The sequence below is a fragment of the Streptomyces sp. NPDC006235 genome (genome assembly GCF_040613735.1).
In the GTDB taxonomy this organism is placed as follows: Bacteria; Actinomycetota; Actinomycetes; order Streptomycetales; family Streptomycetaceae; genus Streptomyces.
The window spans coordinates 101,475-118,670 of the sequence record NZ_JBEXSR010000029.1 but is presented as its reverse complement, the minus strand read 5'-3'; the positions used below and the strand labels follow the sequence as shown (position 1 = coordinate 118,670).

At 72.5% G+C, this 17,196-nt stretch carries 11 protein-coding genes; 4 read left to right on the top strand and 7 right to left on the bottom strand.

Features of this window, described 5'->3' with window-relative positions:
* Positions 1-54 precede the first annotated feature (54 nt).
* Complete coding sequence (locus tag ABZ192_RS28810) at positions 55-1,194, bottom strand: aminoglycoside phosphotransferase family protein (RefSeq protein WP_356927386.1); 1,140 nt, start codon at positions 1,192-1,194, stop codon at positions 55-57.
* A 234-nt stretch (positions 1,195-1,428) separates the two neighbouring features.
* Between ABZ192_RS28810 and ABZ192_RS28805 the strand changes: the two genes are divergently transcribed.
* Positions 1,429-2,922 carry a hypothetical protein gene (locus ABZ192_RS28805; protein ID WP_356927385.1) on the top strand — a complete coding sequence of 498 codons (1,494 nt, stop codon included), beginning with the start codon at positions 1,429-1,431 and terminating at the stop codon, positions 2,920-2,922.
* 5 nt (positions 2,923-2,927) lie between these two features.
* Here ABZ192_RS28805 and ABZ192_RS28800 read toward each other — a convergent pair whose 3' ends face one another.
* A complete protein-coding gene (locus ABZ192_RS28800) occupies positions 2,928-4,331 on the bottom strand; it encodes a SpoIIE family protein phosphatase (RefSeq protein WP_356927384.1) in 1,404 nt (467 codons plus the stop codon).
* A 271-nt stretch (positions 4,332-4,602) separates the two neighbouring features.
* Positions 4,603-5,724, bottom strand: a complete 1,122-nt coding sequence (locus ABZ192_RS28795; protein WP_356927383.1) for a chemotaxis protein — start codon at positions 5,722-5,724, stop codon at positions 4,603-4,605.
* Between the two features lie 286 nt (positions 5,725-6,010).
* On the opposite strand from ABZ192_RS28795, the gene asnB reads away from it, so the two are divergent.
* Positions 6,011-7,852 carry an asparagine synthase (glutamine-hydrolyzing) gene (gene asnB / locus ABZ192_RS28790; RefSeq protein WP_356927382.1) on the top strand — a complete coding sequence of 614 codons (1,842 nt, stop codon included), beginning with the start codon at positions 6,011-6,013 and terminating at the stop codon, positions 7,850-7,852.
* A 25-nt stretch (positions 7,853-7,877) separates the two neighbouring features.
* Here asnB and ABZ192_RS28785 read toward each other — a convergent pair whose 3' ends face one another.
* Complete coding sequence (locus tag ABZ192_RS28785; RefSeq protein ID WP_356927381.1) at positions 7,878-9,449, bottom strand: alpha/beta hydrolase; 1,572 nt, start codon at positions 9,447-9,449, stop codon at positions 7,878-7,880.
* A 274-nt stretch (positions 9,450-9,723) separates the two neighbouring features.
* On the opposite strand from ABZ192_RS28785, the gene ABZ192_RS28780 reads away from it, so the two are divergent.
* Complete coding sequence (locus tag ABZ192_RS28780; RefSeq protein ID WP_356927380.1) at positions 9,724-10,377, top strand: chaplin; 654 nt, start codon at positions 9,724-9,726, stop codon at positions 10,375-10,377.
* Positions 10,378-10,429: 52 nt separating this feature from the next.
* Here the strand turns inward: ABZ192_RS28780 and ABZ192_RS28775 are convergent, their stop codons facing one another.
* From ABZ192_RS28775 to ABZ192_RS28765, 3 genes are all read right to left on the bottom strand, one after another.
* Positions 10,430-11,164: a class I SAM-dependent methyltransferase gene (locus ABZ192_RS28775; RefSeq protein ID WP_356927379.1), complete on the bottom strand. Its 735-nt coding sequence runs from the start codon at positions 11,162-11,164 to the stop codon at positions 10,430-10,432.
* A gap of 6 nt (positions 11,165-11,170) precedes the next feature.
* The gene (locus ABZ192_RS28770) at positions 11,171-15,448 is read right to left on the bottom strand and encodes an aminotransferase class I/II-fold pyridoxal phosphate-dependent enzyme (RefSeq protein WP_356927392.1); all 4,278 of its coding nucleotides are present in this window, start codon (positions 15,446-15,448) and stop codon (positions 11,171-11,173) included.
* 178 nt (positions 15,449-15,626) lie between these two features.
* Positions 15,627-16,112 (bottom strand): nucleoside deaminase, encoded by a 486-nt coding sequence (locus ABZ192_RS28765; protein WP_356927378.1) that lies wholly within the window; start codon positions 16,110-16,112, stop codon positions 15,627-15,629.
* Between the two features lie 116 nt (positions 16,113-16,228).
* Between ABZ192_RS28765 and ABZ192_RS28760 the strand changes: the two genes are divergently transcribed.
* The gene (locus tag ABZ192_RS28760; RefSeq protein ID WP_356927377.1) at positions 16,229-17,014 is read left to right on the top strand and encodes a GNAT family N-acetyltransferase; all 786 of its coding nucleotides are present in this window, start codon (positions 16,229-16,231) and stop codon (positions 17,012-17,014) included.
* Positions 17,015-17,196: the final 182 nt, after the last annotated feature.

Genomic DNA, 17,196 nt, shown 5'->3' with positions numbered 1-17,196 from the left:
AACACCAGGCGCCCGGGGACCCGCCCCCCCCACCCCGCGGCCCTTTCGTCCCCGTCAGCGAGTGCCGACCGCCGCGCGCACGGCCCGGCGGGCCATCTGGCAGTCGTCGTGCAGCCGCCGCAGCAGCAGCCGCTGCTCCTCGCCGGACGGCGCAGCACCAGGGTGGGCCGGACCCGGTGCCGCCGGGGTCGTGTCGTGCATGGAACGCTGCACGGCCGTCTCGTACGTACGGATCTCCCGGGTCAGCACCAGCATCAGGTTCACCAGGAAGGCGTCCCTGGACGCCGGGCCCGCCGACTGGGCGATCTGGCTGATCTGCCGACGCGCGACCGGTGCGTCCCCGAGCACCGACCACAGCGTCGCCAGGTCGTACCCCGGCAGATACCAGCCCGCGTGCTCCCAGTCCACCAGCACTGGACCGGCCGGTGACAGGAGGATGTTCGACAACAGTGCGTCGCCGTGGCAGAACTGGCCCATGCCCTGCCGCCCGGCCGCCTGCGCGATGCCGTGCAGCAGCTTCTGGAGATCACCCAGGTCCCGGTCGGTGAGCAGGCCGAGCTCGTGGTATCGCGAGATCCGGGCCGCGTAGTCCAGCGGGGCGTCGAACGTGCCCGCCGGCGGCCGCCAGGCGTTGAGCCGGCAGATCGCGCCGAGTGCCGCCCTGATGTCCGCCCGCGGCGGCGCCTCGGCCGGGTGCCGCTGGAGCGCGGCCACCCGCCCCGGCATCCGCTCGATCACCAGTGTGCAGTTGTCCGGGTCCGCCGCGATCAGTCTCGGCACCCGCACCGGAGGGCGGTGCCGGACGAACGAGCGGTACGCCGCTATCTCGTGGCGGATCCGCTCGGACCAGGCGGGGGAGTGGTCCAGTAAACACTTGGCGACGGCCGAGCTGCGACCGGTCGTGCCGACCAGGAGCACGGACCGCCCGTTGCGGCGCAGGACCTGCACCGGGGCGAACTCCGGGCAGATGCGGTGCACGGACGCGATCGCCGTGCGCAGCTGCGCGCCCTGGGGGCCGGACAAGTCGAGTCTCCCGCTGAGCGGTTGGGAACCGAGGACCGCGCCGCGCCGTGCCCTGCCCGCACCGAGCACGGGGGCCGCCGGCCGCGCGGGGGCGAGGTAGGGGCCGCTGTCCGTGGGACGGGGGTGCAGCGACCGGGGCGGGGCGGACACGGAGGACGATGCTGCGTACATGGGCGAAACAGATCCCTTCGTGTGCCTGCGACGACAGTGCACCACCCGGCCCGGGCTCCTGGGAGCACCCTGGGGAATGTCCCTGCGGCGACCGGGTCGGGGTGGCGCGTTCCTACCTGACACCCGATGACCAGTGGCACACCATCTGGCGCACCCTGGCGAACCCTGGCGAATAGTCGCCCGGCAAGTCTCCCCGGGCTACTGTCAACTCAGCCGAGAACCTGGGGGCTTGACGTGAGCGGACAACCCAACACCCGGCTCGCGGACCTGTTCGGCCTGGCCGGCTGGTCCAAGGGCGAACTCGCGAGGCTGGTCAACCGGAAGGCGGCGGCCATGGGCCACCCCCAGCTGGCGACCGACACCTCCCGGGTGCGGCGGTGGATCGACATGGGAGAGATCCCGCGCGATCCGGTGCCGCGGGTGCTGGCGGCTCTGTTCACCGAGCGTCTCGGCCGTGTCGTGACCATCGAGGACCTCGGTCTGGTCCGGCACGGGCGTGCGGGGAAGCGGCAGGGCGGCGGGAGTGCGGAGTCTCCCGACGGAGTGCCGTGGGCGCCCGAGCGGACCGCCGCGGTCCTCACCGAATTCACGGGAATGGACCTCATGCTCAACCGACGCGGCTTGGTGGGCGCGGGCGCCGCGCTCGCCGCGGGATCCGCACTCAGCAGCGCCATGTACGACTGGCTGCACACCGACCCGGCCCTGGCTGCCGACGCTCCCGACCTCGACCATCCCCTGCACGCCGACCCCGCTGGGTTCGACCGCTATGAGGCCGCCCCCATCGGGTCGCAGGAGATCGAGGAACTGGAGCGCTCGGTCGAGGTGTTCCGCGCCTGGGACGCGGCCCGCGGCGGCGGGCTCCAGCGCAAGGCCGTGGTGGGCCAGCTCAACGAGGTGGGCGGCATGCTCGCCTACCGTCACCCACCCCATCTCCAGCGGCGCCTGTGGGGCGTCGCCGCCAACCTGGCCGTCCTCGCGGGCTGGATGTCGCACGACGTCGGCCTGGAGCCCACGGCCCAGAAGTACTTCGTCATCGCCGCGCACGCGGCCAGAGAGGGCGGGGACCGGCCCCGCGCGGGCGAGGCACTCTCCCGCGCGGCCCGCCAGATGGTCCACCTGGGCAAGCCGGACGAGGCCCTGGACCTGATGAAGCTCGCCACCTCCGGCTCCGGCGACGAGGTGCTGCCCCGCACCCGGGCGATGCTCTGCACCATCGAGGCCTGGGCACAGGCCTCCATGGGCAAGGGCCAGGCCATGCGCCGCACGCTCGGGCAGGCCGAGGACCTGTTCGTCTCCGACAAGGCCGACGTACCGCCGCCGGACTGGATGCAGACCTTCAAGGAGGAGGACCTCTACGGCATGCAGGCCCTGGCCTACCGCACGCTCGCCGAGTTCGAGCCGGGCGCGGCCGCGCATGCCCAGCACTACGCGGAGAAGGCGCTCGCCCTGCGGGTCGACGGCCGGCAGCGGTCGAAGATCTTCGACTATCTGTCGATGGCCTCGGCGTGCTTCATCGCGGACGACCCCGAACAGGCCGACCGGTACGCGCGACTGGCGCTGGTGTCGATGGGCTCCAACTCCTCCCACCGCACCTGGGACCGGCTGCGCCAGATGTACCGGCTCACGGCCCAGTACTCCGGTTACCCGAAGATCCAGGAGCTGCGGGAGGAGATCAAGCTCGCCCTGCCGAAGACGAAGGGCAGGGGCGGCAACCACGCACAGGCCTGAGTTTCCTATGCCGTGACCTTGGCGACGAGCACGCAGGCGTTGTCCGCGCGCTCGCCCTCGCCGAACTCCTGGACCACGGTCTGCAGGCAGTCCTGCGCGGTGGCGGTCCCGGTCAGACGCGGCGCCAGATCGAGGAGGAGGTTCGCGGCCGCCGTCCCGGTGTGCCCGGGTACCAGCCCGTCGGTGTGCAGGAGCAGCAGATCGCCCACCTCGAGGGTCTCTTCGGCCTGCCCGTAGACAGCGCCCGAGGTGGCGCCGAGCAGGACGCCGTCCGGTGCGTGCAGCACACGCCCCGTCCCGTCGCGGAACAGCAGCGGGGCGGGGTGTCCGGCCTGCGCCCACACCAGCGTGCGGGTTTCGGGGCGGTAGCGGCAGCAGACGGCGCTGCCGAGGGCGGGTTGCACGGTGGCGTCGAGTAACTGGTTCAGCCAGGCCATCAGCCGGCCGGGCGGGGCGCCGGCCATCGCCATGCCGCGTACGGCGCCGAGCAGCATCGTCATGTTCGACGTGACGCCGACGCCGTGTCCGGTGAGGTCGCCGACGCTGAGCAGCGTCTCGCCGTCGGTCAGTTCGAGCGCGTCGTACCAGTCACCGCCGATCAGCGTGTGCGTGGACGCCGACAGGCGCCGGGCCGCGAGGTCGAGGGTCCTGGGCCCCTGGTGCGGGAGCCGCAGGGAGCCGAGCCACGGCGGTAGCACGGCCTCCTGCAACTCGACCGCGAGCCGGTGCTCGGTGCGCGCGTCCTGCCGCCGGTCGGGGAGCGAGTCACGGGTCTCGCTCACCACCCGCTGGCTGCGGCGCAGTTCACTGACGTCCCGCAGCACGGCCCACATCGAGGCGGTGCTGCCGTCGGTGTCGAGCACCGGTTCGCCCATCATGTGCACGGTCCGGACGTCGCCGCCCTGGCGTGCGATGCGGAACTCGCCGTCGATGGGCCGGGCGTCGACGAGGCAGTTCGTGACCATCGCCGTCAGCTTCGGCCGGTCCTCGTCGAGCACCACGGACGGCAGCTCGTCGAGGGTGAGCGGGGGAGCGGAGGGGTCGCGGCCCAGGATCTGGTAGAGCTCCCCGGACCAACTGGCCTCGTCCGTCAGCAGGTTCCACTCGGCGCTGCCGACCCGGCTGAGCAGTGAGCCGGGCGCGGGCGCGGCGGGTTCCGGGGCCGCTGTGGGCAGGGGCCCGTCCCGCAGCTGGGCCAGGTGCTCGTCGAGGTCGTTGAGCTGGTGCAGGGCCAGGTCGTACAGGGCGCGCTGCCAGCGTCCCCGGGGGTGGTCCGATCCTGCTCCCTCGGCGTCGCGCCGCACGGCGTCCACGTCGCCCTTGAGCCGCCGCGTCTGCGAGATCAGCGCGTCGACCGAGCCGCCGGGCGGCTGGGCGGCTGGACGGTCCGCGGAGAGGTGGGACGGCATGACGCACTCCGATGCGGGGACGGTACGGCCAAGGCGGACGGAGGGACCGTTACGACTGTGGCACAGCCCGCGACGCCCTGTAAGGGATTTGGCAACACACGATACGGTGGTGCTTCTGGCATATGCCACAGTCTCACGGAGTTACTCCGAGGTAGGTGCGGAGCAGGCCCTCCGGAGGATCAAGTCGTAGATTACACAGGGGGTTTGACGGTCCGTCGGCACGGCGCCGCCCGGTTGCCGCACGTGTTCGACGACCCCGTGTTCGATGGCTTCAGTACCGCAGGACTCCGGCGATGCCCTCCGCCTCGCCGAGTGCGCCGTCCGGGACGAAGCGGACATCGGCTCCGGTCTCCAGGCACTGCTCGACGATCTCGTCCACGATGTCTTCGCGGGACTCGCGGGACTCGCGGGACTCGCGGGAATCGAGCCCGGCGCTCTCGGCGAGGATCAGGTGCTCCCCGGCCTCGCTGACCGTCACGCGGTAGTTCTCCTCGACGGCCAGCAGCCGGACGCGCCCGTCCCGGGCGCTCTGCCAGAGCTCGTCCACGCCGGCGGCGAACTCCCGCCGTCCGCGGGCCGTTTCGAGGGCGCGGGTCACGGCGTCCGTGTCCCTTCGGGCCTCCGCCTCGATCACCGGCCGGATGGCCTGCCACACGGACTCGGGCGTCCCGTGCGCGAGACCGCCGTGCGGGACGTGCGCCGCCCCCTTGGTGGCGCCGCCGACCTCGTCCAGCAGGGCGAGGGCGGCCGGCGGGCCGGTGACGTACAGCGGTCGCGGGTGCTCGCGCAGGACGGTGCTCATCGCGGTGTCGATCTCGCGCAGGAACTGGCGGGTGCGCTCCTCCCGGAAGGCGCTCGGCAGGTCGCCGATCCGCTCCTGCCGTTCCGGGTCGAAGTTCTCCACGCGGCGGGTCAGCGGGAAGCCGTCGGCGCGTTGTTCGACGACGCGGTCGGTGCCGCCGTTCCACAGGGTCGCGCGGTCCGCGGAGAGCGACAGCACCCAGAACGGCCGCTCCGCCGTGTGGGCGGAGACGAGGTTGCGGGTGAGGAAGGTGTCCGAGAGCACCACGCGTTCGGGTACGGACCGGGCGAGCGACCACACGTGGTGCTCACCGGAGGCGGCGAAGATCGCCAGGCCGTCCTCGGCGTGCGTCAGATCGACCTCGGACAGGGCCTGGTCGAGGTGGCGGGAGACCTCGGCCCGCCGCTCGCGGCCGACCGCCGGGTCGGCCTCCAACTGCCGCTTGGCCTCGGCCACCGCGTTGCGCAGCCGGACCTGGTCCTGGGTCTTGTAGGGATCGCGCCGGTGGGTCGGCGTCAGCACGGAGACCGCGGGATAGGGGCGCGGGCGCCGCAGTTCGGCAAGGGTCGCGGGACTCAGAACGTGCTCCATGACAGAACGATAGAGCGGATTGGCCATTAGGGCATTCGGGGCAATCAGCACCCCCCGGTCGAGGCGCGGCGGCCCGGAAGTTGGGGAGGTTTTTGCCGCTGGCCGATTTTCGACGGACGTCGCCCCGACAGGGAGCGGATCACCGGATATTGCGCATGCAAAGTCCGGCCGAAAGTGGGGGGGCGCGGGCCGCGCTCATGTTACGGGCGAGTTGACCGCACGCCGGTCGCTGTCACACGCTCGAAATCTAGATGGTCAATACAACTGATTTGCGGGAGGTACGCGTATGTGCGGCATCACCGGCTGGGTCTCCTTCGACCGCGACCTGAGTGCCGAGGGGGCGGCCTTGGACGCGATGACCGAGACGATGGCCTGCCGCGGCCCGGACGACCGCGGTGTCTGGGCCGAGGGGCCCGCCGGCCTGGGACACCGCAGGCTCGCGATCATCGACCTGCCCGGCGGCCGCCAGCCCATGACCGCCGCCACCCCGCACGGAACCGTCGCCCTGGTCTACTCGGGCGAGGCCTACAACTTCGGCGAACTGCGCGGCGAGCTCACCGCCCGCGGCCACCGCTTCACCACCGACTCCGACACCGAGGTCGTCCTGCGCGGCTACCTCGAATGGGGCGACGCCGTCGCCGAGCGCCTGAACGGCATGTACGCCTTCGCCGTCTGGGACGGCCGCACCGACCGGCTCCTGCTGATCCGCGACCGCATGGGCATCAAGCCCCTCTACTACCACCCCACGCCGGACGGCGTCCTGTTCGGCTCCGAGCCCAAGGCGATCCTCGCCAACCCGCTGGCCCGCCGACGCGTCGGCCTCGACGGCCTGCGCGAGCTGTTCACCATGGTCAAGACCCCGGGACACGCCGTCTGGGAGGGCATGCGCGAGGTCGAGCCCGGCACCGTCGTCACCGTCGACCGCACGGGCGTGCGCCACCGCGTCTACTGGGAGCTGCGGACCCGCCTCCACACCGACGACCGCGACACCACCGTCGCCACCGTCCGCTCGCTCCTCGACGACATCGTGCGCCGCCAGCTCGTCGCCGACGTGCCCCGCTGCACCCTGCTCTCCGGCGGCCTCGACTCCTCCGCCATGACGGCGCTCGCGGCCCGGCAGCTCGCCGCGCACGGCGAGCGCGTGCGCAGCTTCGCCGTCGACTTCGCGGGCCAGGCCGACAACTTCGTCGCCGATGACCTGCGCGCCACGCCCGACACCCCCTTCGTGCACGACGTGGCCCGGGACGCCGGCACCGATCACCAGGACATCATCCTGGACGCGGAGGCCCTCGCCGACCCCGGCGTACGCGAGAAGGTGATCAGGGCACGTGACCTGCCGGCCGGACTCGGCGACATGGACGCCTCGCTCTACCTGCTCTTCCGGGCCATCCGCGAACGGTCCACGGTGGCCCTGTCCGGCGAGTCCGCCGACGAGGTCTTCGGCGGCTACCAGCAGTTCTTCGACGAGGAGGCCCGCCGGGCCGACACCTTCCCCTGGCTGGTGAGCCTCGGCCGGCACTTCGGCGACGACGCCGACGTCCTGCGCCCGGAGCTGGTCAAGGCCCTGGACCTGGAGACGTACGTCGCCGACGGCTACCGCTCCGCCGTCGCCCGGGTCCAGCGTCTCGACGGCGAGAGCGACTTCGAGTTCCGGATGCGGCGGATCAGCCACCTGCACCTGACCCGGTTCGTCCGGATCCTGCTCGACCGCAAGGACCGCGCCAGCATGGCCGTCGGCCTGGAGGTCCGGGTGCCGTTCTGCGACCACCGGCTCGTCGAGTACGTCTACAACGCGCCCTGGGCGCTGAAGTCCTTCGACGGCCGGGAGAAGAGCCTGCTCAGGGAGGCGACCGCGGACCTGATCCCCCGGTCCGTCTACGACCGGGTCAAAAGCCCCTACCCGTCCACGCAGGATCCGAAGTACGCGGTGGCCCTGCGGAACCAGGCGAAGGACCTCCTGGCACGGCCGGACCACCCGGTCTTCGACCTCGTCGACCCGGAGCGGCTGCGGCAGGCCGCGCACCGCGACACGCCCGTGAGCGGCCAGGCCGCACGCCGGGGGCTGGAGCGGGCCCTCGACCTGGCCATGTGGCTGGACCTGTACGCACCCGAGGTCTCACTCGGCTGACCGGGGGATCCGCGCCCGCACCGGCTCACTCGGTGTCGTGGTCGGAGCCGCAGGAGCTGCCGTCCGGCGGGAGCGTGCCGTACAGCAGGAACGCGTCGACCTTGCGGTGCACGCACTTGGAGGAGCCGTAGCCGGTGTGGCCCTCGCCCCGGTTGTCGAGCACCACGGCCGACGACCCGAGCCGTTCGGCCGTCTCCACCGTCCAGCGGTACGGCGTGGCCGGGTCACCCCGGGTGCCGACGAGCAGCATCCGCGGGGTGTCGAGGTCCTTGACCTCGTCACGGATGAAGTCGGTGCCCTTGGGGCGGCCGTAGCACATCAGCACCTGGGTGAGCCGGTACCGGCCGAAGACCGGCGACGCCCGCTCGTACCGGGCGCGCAGCCGGCCGAGGTCCCTGCCGACCTGCTCGGCGGCGGGGCGGTCGGGATCGTCCGCGCAGTTCACCGCCATGAGCGCCGCCGACAGGTTGTCCAAGGGCACGTCCTGCGGGTCGGTGAGCCCGGCGTGCGCCGCCCGCCACGGCGGGTGGGCGACGCCCCCGGACGCGAAGGCCTCCAGGCGGCTGGTGTCGCCGTCCTCCAGCAGTTGCGCGACGGCCCGCTGCAGCGAGGGCCACAGCTCCCTGCTGAACAGCCCCTGCGCGAGGGCGCCCGCGAAGTCCTGGCCGGAAAACGCCTCGCCGAAGTCGGTCGGCACCGGGTCCCGGTCGAGCGACTCGACCACCTCGACGACGTGCTCCCGGGCCTCCCGCGGGTTCTGTCCGAACGGGCAGGCGATGTCCTCGGTGCACCAGGCGAGGAAGTTCTCCAGCGCGGTCTGCTGCCCCTGTGCGCTCACCACGCCCTGCTCGGCCAGCGGCTCCGTGAGGGTGTCGACGCCGTCCAGCACCATCCTGCCGACCTTGCCGGGGAACTGGGCCGCGTACACCGCGCCGAGTCGGCTGCCGTAGGAGAAGCCCAGGTAGTTGAGCTTGCCGTCGCCGAGCGCGTCGCGTATGACGTCCAGGTCGCGGGCGGCGTTCACCGTGCCGATGTGCCGCAGGACGGGACCCGAGTGCTCGGTGCACTCCGCCGCCGCGTCGCGCAGCTTGTCGAGTACGGCCTGCGGGTCGGCCACGGCCGCGTCGCCGTCCGTCGCCTCCAGCGGGTCGTCCGGGGCGTTGCCGCAGCTGACCGGCGAGGAGCGGCCGACGCCCCGGGGATCGAAGCCGACCACGTCGTAGCCGTTCGTCAGGCCCATGAAGTCCTTGCCGGACATGGCGAGTTGGCCCACGCCCTGACCGCCCGGGCCGCCGAAGTTCAGCAGCAGCGAGCCCCGGGACTTTCCCGTGGCCCGGTAGCGGGCCAGGGCGAGATCGAGGGTGCCTTTCCCGGGCCGGGCGTAGTCGAGGGGGACGGTGACCTTGCCGCACTGGAGGTCCTTCGGCATGTCCTCGCCCTCGCACGCGGACCACTTGACCTTCTGGTCGTAGAAGCGGCCCAGGCCGGGCCCGGGGCCGTCCGCGGCCGGCAGCCCCGCACCCAGCAGGGCCAGCCCGGCCGCGCACGGAACCGCGCAACGCCTCACCGAGGAGCGCGTGGACAGCTTGGCCAGCATCGATGCCTCCAGGGGGCGCCCCACAGCGGACCGGGGACCGGCGCCCTCGCCCACCATAAGCGCGCACCGGAAGCCTCGCCTCCGGACGAGCGGGCGGGGGCGGAGTGCCTTATCCTGCGCGGCCGCGTCGCGCATACGAAGGGCTCTACCGCTAGTTCGACAACCGGGCCGCTCGATGGAGTGAAAGGCCGATAAGCCATAACTCGGATGGGCCGTCCGCGTTTTATCTCGTGCGGGTGAGTGCCCGCGACGATGTCTGGAAGGCAGGGAACCTATGAAACGGGTTACCCGAAACGGTGTGATCGCCGTCGCGGCCGCCTCGGGCGCGATGGCTCTGACCGCCCCCGCGTACGCCGGTTCCGGGGCGGAGGGCTCGGCGGCCGGTTCGCCCGGTGTGGTCTCCGGCAACACCGTCCAGCTGCCGGTGCACGTCCCGGTGAACGTGTGCGGCAACACCGTGAACGTGGTGGGGCTCCTCAATCCCGCCGCGGGCAACAGCTGCGCGAACAAGGACGACGGGCGGGCCGGCCGGCCCGCCAAGCCCGGCGGCGCGCTCGCGCAGGGCAGCGGAAAGGATTCCCCGGGCGTGGTCTCCGGCAACGGCGTGCAGCTGCCCGTCGACCTGCCGGTCAACGTCACCGGCAACACCGTGGACGTGGTCGGCATCGGCAACCCGTCGACCGGCAACGAGTCCTCGAACACCCCCGGCGACCGACCTGTCCGCCCCCACCACCCCGCCGGTCCGGACGCCGAGCCGCCCACCCCGCCCCGGCCGCACCCCGCCCCCGAACCGGCCCCGCGCACCGCCCCCCGTGCCCTGGCCCACACGGGTACGGACCACACCCTCCAGGCCGTCGCCGCGAGCGCGGCACTGGTGCTGGGGGGAGTCGTCCTGCGCCGACGGTTCCGCCCGGGGACCGACGACTGATGGGACGGCTCGCCCCGCGCGACCTGCCGGAGCCGTCACGGAGGCGGTGCCGTCACACCGCCTCCGCCACCCCCGTCAGCAGCACCATCCCGGAATCCCCGTAGTCCGGCAGGGTCGGGTCCGGGTCGATGTGGGTGACGTCCAGGTCCCGGGTCAGCGGGGTGAAGACCTCGGTCACGGTGTCCGGGCTGACCGGGCAGCCGGGCCAGCGGGACGCCGGGCCGATGCGGTAGGTCGGCATGTTCTCCATGAACGCGGCGACCAGATGGCCGCCCGGCTCGACGGTGCGGACGAAGGTGCGGCAGAAGTCGGCGAACTCGGCGAAGTCCTCCGTCGCGCCCTCGGCGACGAAGTGCATGGAGGCGAGTTCGTACGAGCCGGGCGGCAGGGTCCGGACGTCGGCGTGGACGACGTTCACATGCGCCAGCGCCCCGGCCAGGGTCGCCGGCACGTCCGGGTTGAGCCGTCGGCACAGCGCGTGGAAGGGCAGCCAGCTCGCGTCGAGGCGGTGGCAGATCTGGTCCCGGAGATAGGCGATGTTGCTCGCGCCCGCCTCCACGGCGTCGATCCTGCGGCTCGCGGCGGACGCGAGGATCAGTGGGTAGAGGTTGGGCCCCGCCCCGAACTCCACCGAGCGGGCGACGGCGCCGGGCCGGAAGCGGCGGTAGAAGGCGCTGTGGTGCGCGATGACCGCCGCGTCCGCGGGATGCACCTCGCGGTAGTTCTCGCGCAGGTAGTCGGCGACCGGCCAGCGGTCCCAGTCCACGTCGTCGTTGTGCGTCGTCATGGCCCTCTAGCCCTTCAGCCGCAGCGGGAAGCGCTCGGACAGCCGCGTCAGGGTGCTGTTCAGGCGGTCGATGTCGTCGTCCGAGTTGAGCGCCGTGATCTGGACGCGGAAGCCGACCCGGTCACGGGGCACGAGTGGATAGGCGGCGAGCGTCACGTAGATGCCCTCCTCCCACAGGTACGCGGCGACCGCGTCCAGGTCCGCGGGGTTGGCCAGCGGAACCTCCACGATGGGCAGCCGGTCCGTGTTGAGGGTGTTCACCCCGAGGCCGTCCAGGTGAGCGAGCACCCGGACCGTCTTGCGGTACAGGTCGGCGCGGATGACGTCGCCCCGCCGCTCGTTCACGTCCAGCCCGGCCAGCGCGGTGGCCAGCGACGCCGTCGGGGACGGCCCCGAGTAGAGATAGGGGGCCGCGGCGGTCTTGAGGCGGTTCTTGAGTTCCGGCGGCAGCGCCAGGAACGCGAGCAGCGACGAGTACGCCTTGGAGAAACCGGCCACGAGCACGATCCCGTCGTACGACTCCCCGGTGTGCCGCACCACGCAGTTGCCGCGCATGCCGTACGGGCAGGACTCGTCCGGCCCGCGTTCCCCGATCACGCCGAAGCCGTGCGCGTCGTCGACGTACAGCGTCGCTCCTTCGGCCCGGCACACCGCGGCCAGCGCGGGCAGGTCGGGGATGTTGCCGCTCATGCTGTTGACGCCGTCCAGGCACACCAGCCGGGGCGTGCCCGGTGGCACCCCGGCCAGCAGGGTGCGCAGCTCGTCGAGCCGCTCGGCGTGGAAGCGGTGCAGGGTCGCGCCCTGCGCGCGGGCCACCACGCAGCCGTCGTAGACGGTGCGGTGCGCGGTCGCCTCCACGAAGACGTGCCCGTCCTCGGCCAGCGCGGGGATCACCGAGGCGTGCACCAGCGTCAGCGTCGGCAGCAGCAGCGTGTCCGGCGCGCCCAGCAGCGCGGCGAGCCGCTCCTCGATGTCGAGGTACAGCCGCGGACTGCCCAGCAGCCGCGACCAGCTGGGGTGCGTGCCCCACGCGCGCACCGCGGGATCGACGGCCTCCATGATCTCCGGGTCCCAGTCAAAACCCAGGTAGTTGCAGGAGGCGAAGTCGGTCAGCCAGTGGTCGCCGCTGCGGATGTGCCGGCCGCGCACCTCGTCGAGGACGGCGTCGCTCATCGGGCTGGTGCGGCGCAGATGCTCCAGGTCCGTCCAGCGTGCCTCCCGGCGGCCCCGGGCGGCGTCGGGACGCGGCCGCCGCGCCCGGGGCTGCGCGAAGGGGTGGGTGCTCGGCTCCCGCAGCGTCTGCGCGCTCTGCTCCACCGTCATGGGCCGGGCGAAGAGGTAGCCCTGCCCGAACCGGCAGCCCATCCCGGCCAGCAGGTCCCGCTGCGCGGTGTCCTCGATGCCCTCGGCGATGACCTGGAGGCCCAGGGTGTCGGCGATCCGCACGATGCCCTCGACCAGGGCGACCTGCTGGGCGTCGCGCGCGATGTCGTCGATGAACGACTTGTCGATCTTGAGCACGTCGATGGGGAAGTCCCGCAGGTAGCGCAGCGAGGAGAAGCCGGTGCCGAAGTCGTCGACCGCGATGTGCACCCCGAGTTCCTTCAGCGTGTGCAGCACCGTCTGGAGGCGGTCGTCACGGTGCAGCAGCACCGTCTCCGTCAGCTCCAGCTGCAAGGACCCGGGCTCCAGCCCGGGCGTGCTCAGCGCTTGGCCGACCTGTTCGACGAAGCCGGCGTCGCGGAACTGGCGCGCGGAGACGTTCACACTGACGTACGGCGGACGGGCGGGACCCGGCAGCCGTTGCAGGTCGGCGATGTCGTTGACCGCGTTCTCCAGCACCCACGAGCCCAGCGGGCCGATCTGCCCGGTCTCCTCGGCCAGACTGATGAACTGGTCCGGCGCGACGGACGGCCGGTGCTCGTCCGGCCAGCGGACCAGGGCCTCGAACCCGACGACCTCGCCGCCGGCGATGTCGACGACCGGCTGGTAGCGCAGCGCGAACGCCTTGTCGGCGACCGCCTGGGCCAGCTGGGACTGGAGGTCGTGCCGCTCGACCATGCGGCTGCGCAGCAGCGGCCGGTAGCGGCGCCACTGCCGCTTGCCCGCCGACTTCGCCGCGTACAGCGCGAGGTCGGCGTGGCCCAGCAGCTCCTCCGCGTCCGTACTGTCGCGCGCGGTGGCCACGCCCACGCTGGCGGACACCGTCACCCACTCGTCGGCCAGGTCGAACGGCCGGCCCAGCGTCTGGATCACCTGGGCCGCCAGCAGCTCGGCGTCGAGCGGCTGCTTGGCGCCCTCCATCAGCACGGCGAACTCGTCCCCGCCGAGCCGGGCCGCGGTGTCGGTGCGCCGCAGCGTCCGGGACAGCCGGTTGCCGACGGCGACCAGCAGATCGTCGCCCGCTCGGTGCCCCATCGTGTCGTTGACCAGCTTGAAGTCGTCCAGGTCGATGAAGAGCAGACAGGTCAGGGACGACTCCCGGCGGCCGCGCAGCAGGGCGCGCTCGATCCGCTCCAGCAGCAGCGTCCGGTTGGGCAGACCGGTCAGCGAGTCGTGGAAGGCCCGCTGTGTCAGCTCCTGCTCCAGCCGCCGCTGCTCGGTCACGTCCCGCAGCGTCACCACCAGGCCGGAGACGGTCCGCTCGTCCCGGAAGTCACTGCACCGCACCTCCACCTCGACACGCCCTTCCCGGCGGCGCACCCACCAGTGGTCGTGTCCGGCCCGCGCCCCCCGCTCCCGTACGGCGGCCAGCTCCCTGGCGGCCCGCTCCCGGTCCCCGGGGTCCACCAGGTTCGGCAGCGGGACGCCGATGAGGTCGTCGGTGCCGAACACCGACAGCGCGGACGGGCTGGCGTAGCGGATCGTGTCGTCGTCCTCGAGGATCAGGATGACGTCGGAGGCGTTGCGGACGAGGGTGCGGAAGTACGCCTCGTTCTCCCGCCGGACGACCTCGTGGCGCAGCATGACCCGCTCCATGGCCAGACCCGCGTGCGACGCCAGGATCTCCAGTGAGCCCCAGGTCTCGGTGAGCTGCCGTTCGGGGGCGGCGACCAGCAGGACTCCCGGGGCGGTCCCGGCCGGACGGTCGGGCTGGGTCATGGGGCAGGCCAGGACGGAGGGCAGGCCGTCCAGTTCGGCGGCGAGGTCGGGTTCGAGGGCGGCCGGGCTCATCAGGTGGCTGCCGTGTGCGCCGAGGTCGCCGGCGCGCTCCGTCGGCAGCAGCAGTGTCCGGTGCGGTACGTCCGGCCCCATCAGCCGGTCGACCGCCGTACGGCAGGACTGGTCGACCTCCTCCTGCCGGAAGGCCGAGACCAGCGAGGCGGCGGCCCCGCGCAGCGCGAGTTCCCGTGTCACCGCATGGCGATGGGCCACGACCATCCCCGCCAGCCGCGCGATCACCAGCAGGAACAGCACGCCCGAGAAGGCCGCGATCACGGCGGCGTCCCGCGTCTGCTTGCTCAGCCCCTCGTACAACAGGATCCCCGGCGCGATGAGCGTGGCCACGGTGAGCATGACCAGCCGGCGCGGCGGCGGCAGCAGGGACTCCCGCTGCGGCACGGCGGCGGTCAGCGCGACCATCGAGGGGTGCAGGGCGGCCAGACCCCAGGCGGTGTAGAAGGCGATCCATCCGAGATCCAGCAGGGTGCCGGTCTGCCACAGGTCGTACAGTTGCAGGATCCCGTACGCGATGTCGAAGCCGAGCAGTGTCACCGTGCCCGCGACCAGCAGCCGCACGGCATGATTGGGCCCGTCGAGCGGACTCGGGGTCAGCAGCCGGGCCAGCAGGGCGAGCACGAGGACGTCGCCGAGGGGATAGGCGATGCTGATGGCGCGCTGCTCCCAGGTCAGCCCTTGCACCACCGTCAGCGGCTGCACCAGGTACACCCACACCGGCAGCGCGAGGCCCGCGGTGATGATCAGCGCGTCGAGCAGGCTCGGCAGGTCGCGGTCGGCCCACCGGTGCCGGACGAGCCCCGACAGCCCGATGGCGAAGAGCGGGTAGGTGGCGAGGTAGCAGGCGTCGGCGGGGGAGGGGAACGGGTTGGAGGCGTCGAAGTACTCCTCCATCACGTTGTAGTACGTGTCGCCCGCGATGAAGGTGAGCAGCCCGCCGGCCAGGAACCACCAGGGCCACTGATGGGCGGGCCGGTGGACACGGGTGCCGGTCACCACGGCGACGACGCCGGCGAGTCCGATGACGGCCCACAGGGCGGGACCCGCCGCCGGGACGGTCATGTACACGATTGTGGCGACCGCGACGAGGGCGATCTGGCCGGCCATCAGCCGACGTGCTGACAGCAAGGACATGCGCCTCCCCCCGTCGGGGAGACCGAGGCGTAGACCCGGTCTGTTGAATTCGATCGTAAGTTCGCCCGCGCGGCCCTGCATCTCGGGCGGCCGGCCCCGCGAGGCCCCGACGGAGGGGAACTGCCCGGCGGTCCGGGACCGCCCGGGTCCTTCAGCCGCGTCCCCGGTGGAACCGCACGTGCAACTCCCTCACCCGGTCCGTCAGCTCGGGCACCGGGCCGTCCACGACCACACCCGGTGCGACCTCCTGGACGGGGAGCGTCCGCACCGGCGGCGCGGGGACGCCCAACTCGTCCAGCCAGGAGGCGAGTTGTGCGGACGAGGCGACGTAGACGATGCGGCCCAGGCCCACCCAGGCGTGCGCGGCCGCACACATCGGGCAGTGTTCGCCGGAGGTGTAGACCGTGGCCGCCGCCCGCTCCTCGGGAGTGAGCCGGGCCGCCGACCGGCGCGCCAGTTCGAACTCCGGATGCCGTGTGCGATCGCCCGAGGCCACCCGGTTGTGGTCCTCGCCGAGGACCGTGCCGTCCCCGCCGACCAGGACCGAACCGAACGGCTCGTCCCCGGCTTCGAGCGCCTCTGCCGCGAGTTCCACGCAGCGGCGCAGGTACGGCAGTTCCGTGTCCTTCACGGCCATGGTGCAAGGCCCTTCCTGGGTGACGGTGTGATCAACAGGACTGTACGGCCGCCGGGGCCCGCGGCCGCACCGGTAAACGCGTTGCCCGGCCGCCCGGCGCGTGCTGGGGTGTGCCTATGACTGAGAAGGATCACACCGCGCTGCTCGCCCTGTTCGACCGTGAGCTGCGCGAGGGGGCGCAGCCGGACGGCCCCGGTGCCCGCGTCGAGCGGACCGGCGACGTGGTGCGCCAGGTCGCCGGCGCGCAGGGCTGGAACGGCGTCCTGTGGTCCGCCCTCGACGAGGCGACGGCGGACGCGGCCATCGCCCGGCAGATCGCCCACTACACCGGGCTCGGCCTCGAATTCGAGTGGAAGCAGTACGGGCACGACCGGCCGGCGGACCTCGGCCAGCGGCTGCGCGCGGCCGGGTTCAGGCCCGAACCCGACGAGACGCTGATGATCGGCGAGATCGCGGCCCTCTCCCTCGACGCCGAGCCTCCCGAGGGCGTCCGCGTCGTGCCGGTCACCGGCCCGCGAGGCGTGGATCTCGTGGCCGACGTCCACGAGAAGGCGTTCGGCGCCGACAGTACCTGGCTGCGCGACCAGCTCCTCGCCCGGCTCTCGGCCGACCCGGACACCGTCGTCGCCGTCGTGGCGATGGCCGGCGACGAGCCGGTGAGCGCGGCCCGCATGGAGCTCGTGCCCGGCACGCGGTTCGCCGGACTGTGGGGCGGCGGCACCGTCGAGGGCTGGCGCGGCCGCGGCATCTACCGCACCCTGGTGGCCCACCGCGCTCACGTCGCCGCGGCGCGCGGCCACCGCTACCTCCAGGTCGACGCCTCCCACCAGAGCCGCCCCATCCTGGAACGCCTGGGCTTCACAGCGCTGACCACGACGACGCCGTACGTGTACACGCCGTAGCCGCCCGTCCCGCCCACGTACGTGTACATGCCGTAGCCGTCCGCCCCGTCCCGCCCACGTACGTGTACATGCCGTAGCCGTCCGCCCCGTCCCGCCCACGTACGTGTACATGCCGTAGCCGTCCGCCCGGGGCCGCAGCAGCCTCCCGGCCCGGATGTCACATCCACGCCCGCCCGATCCGT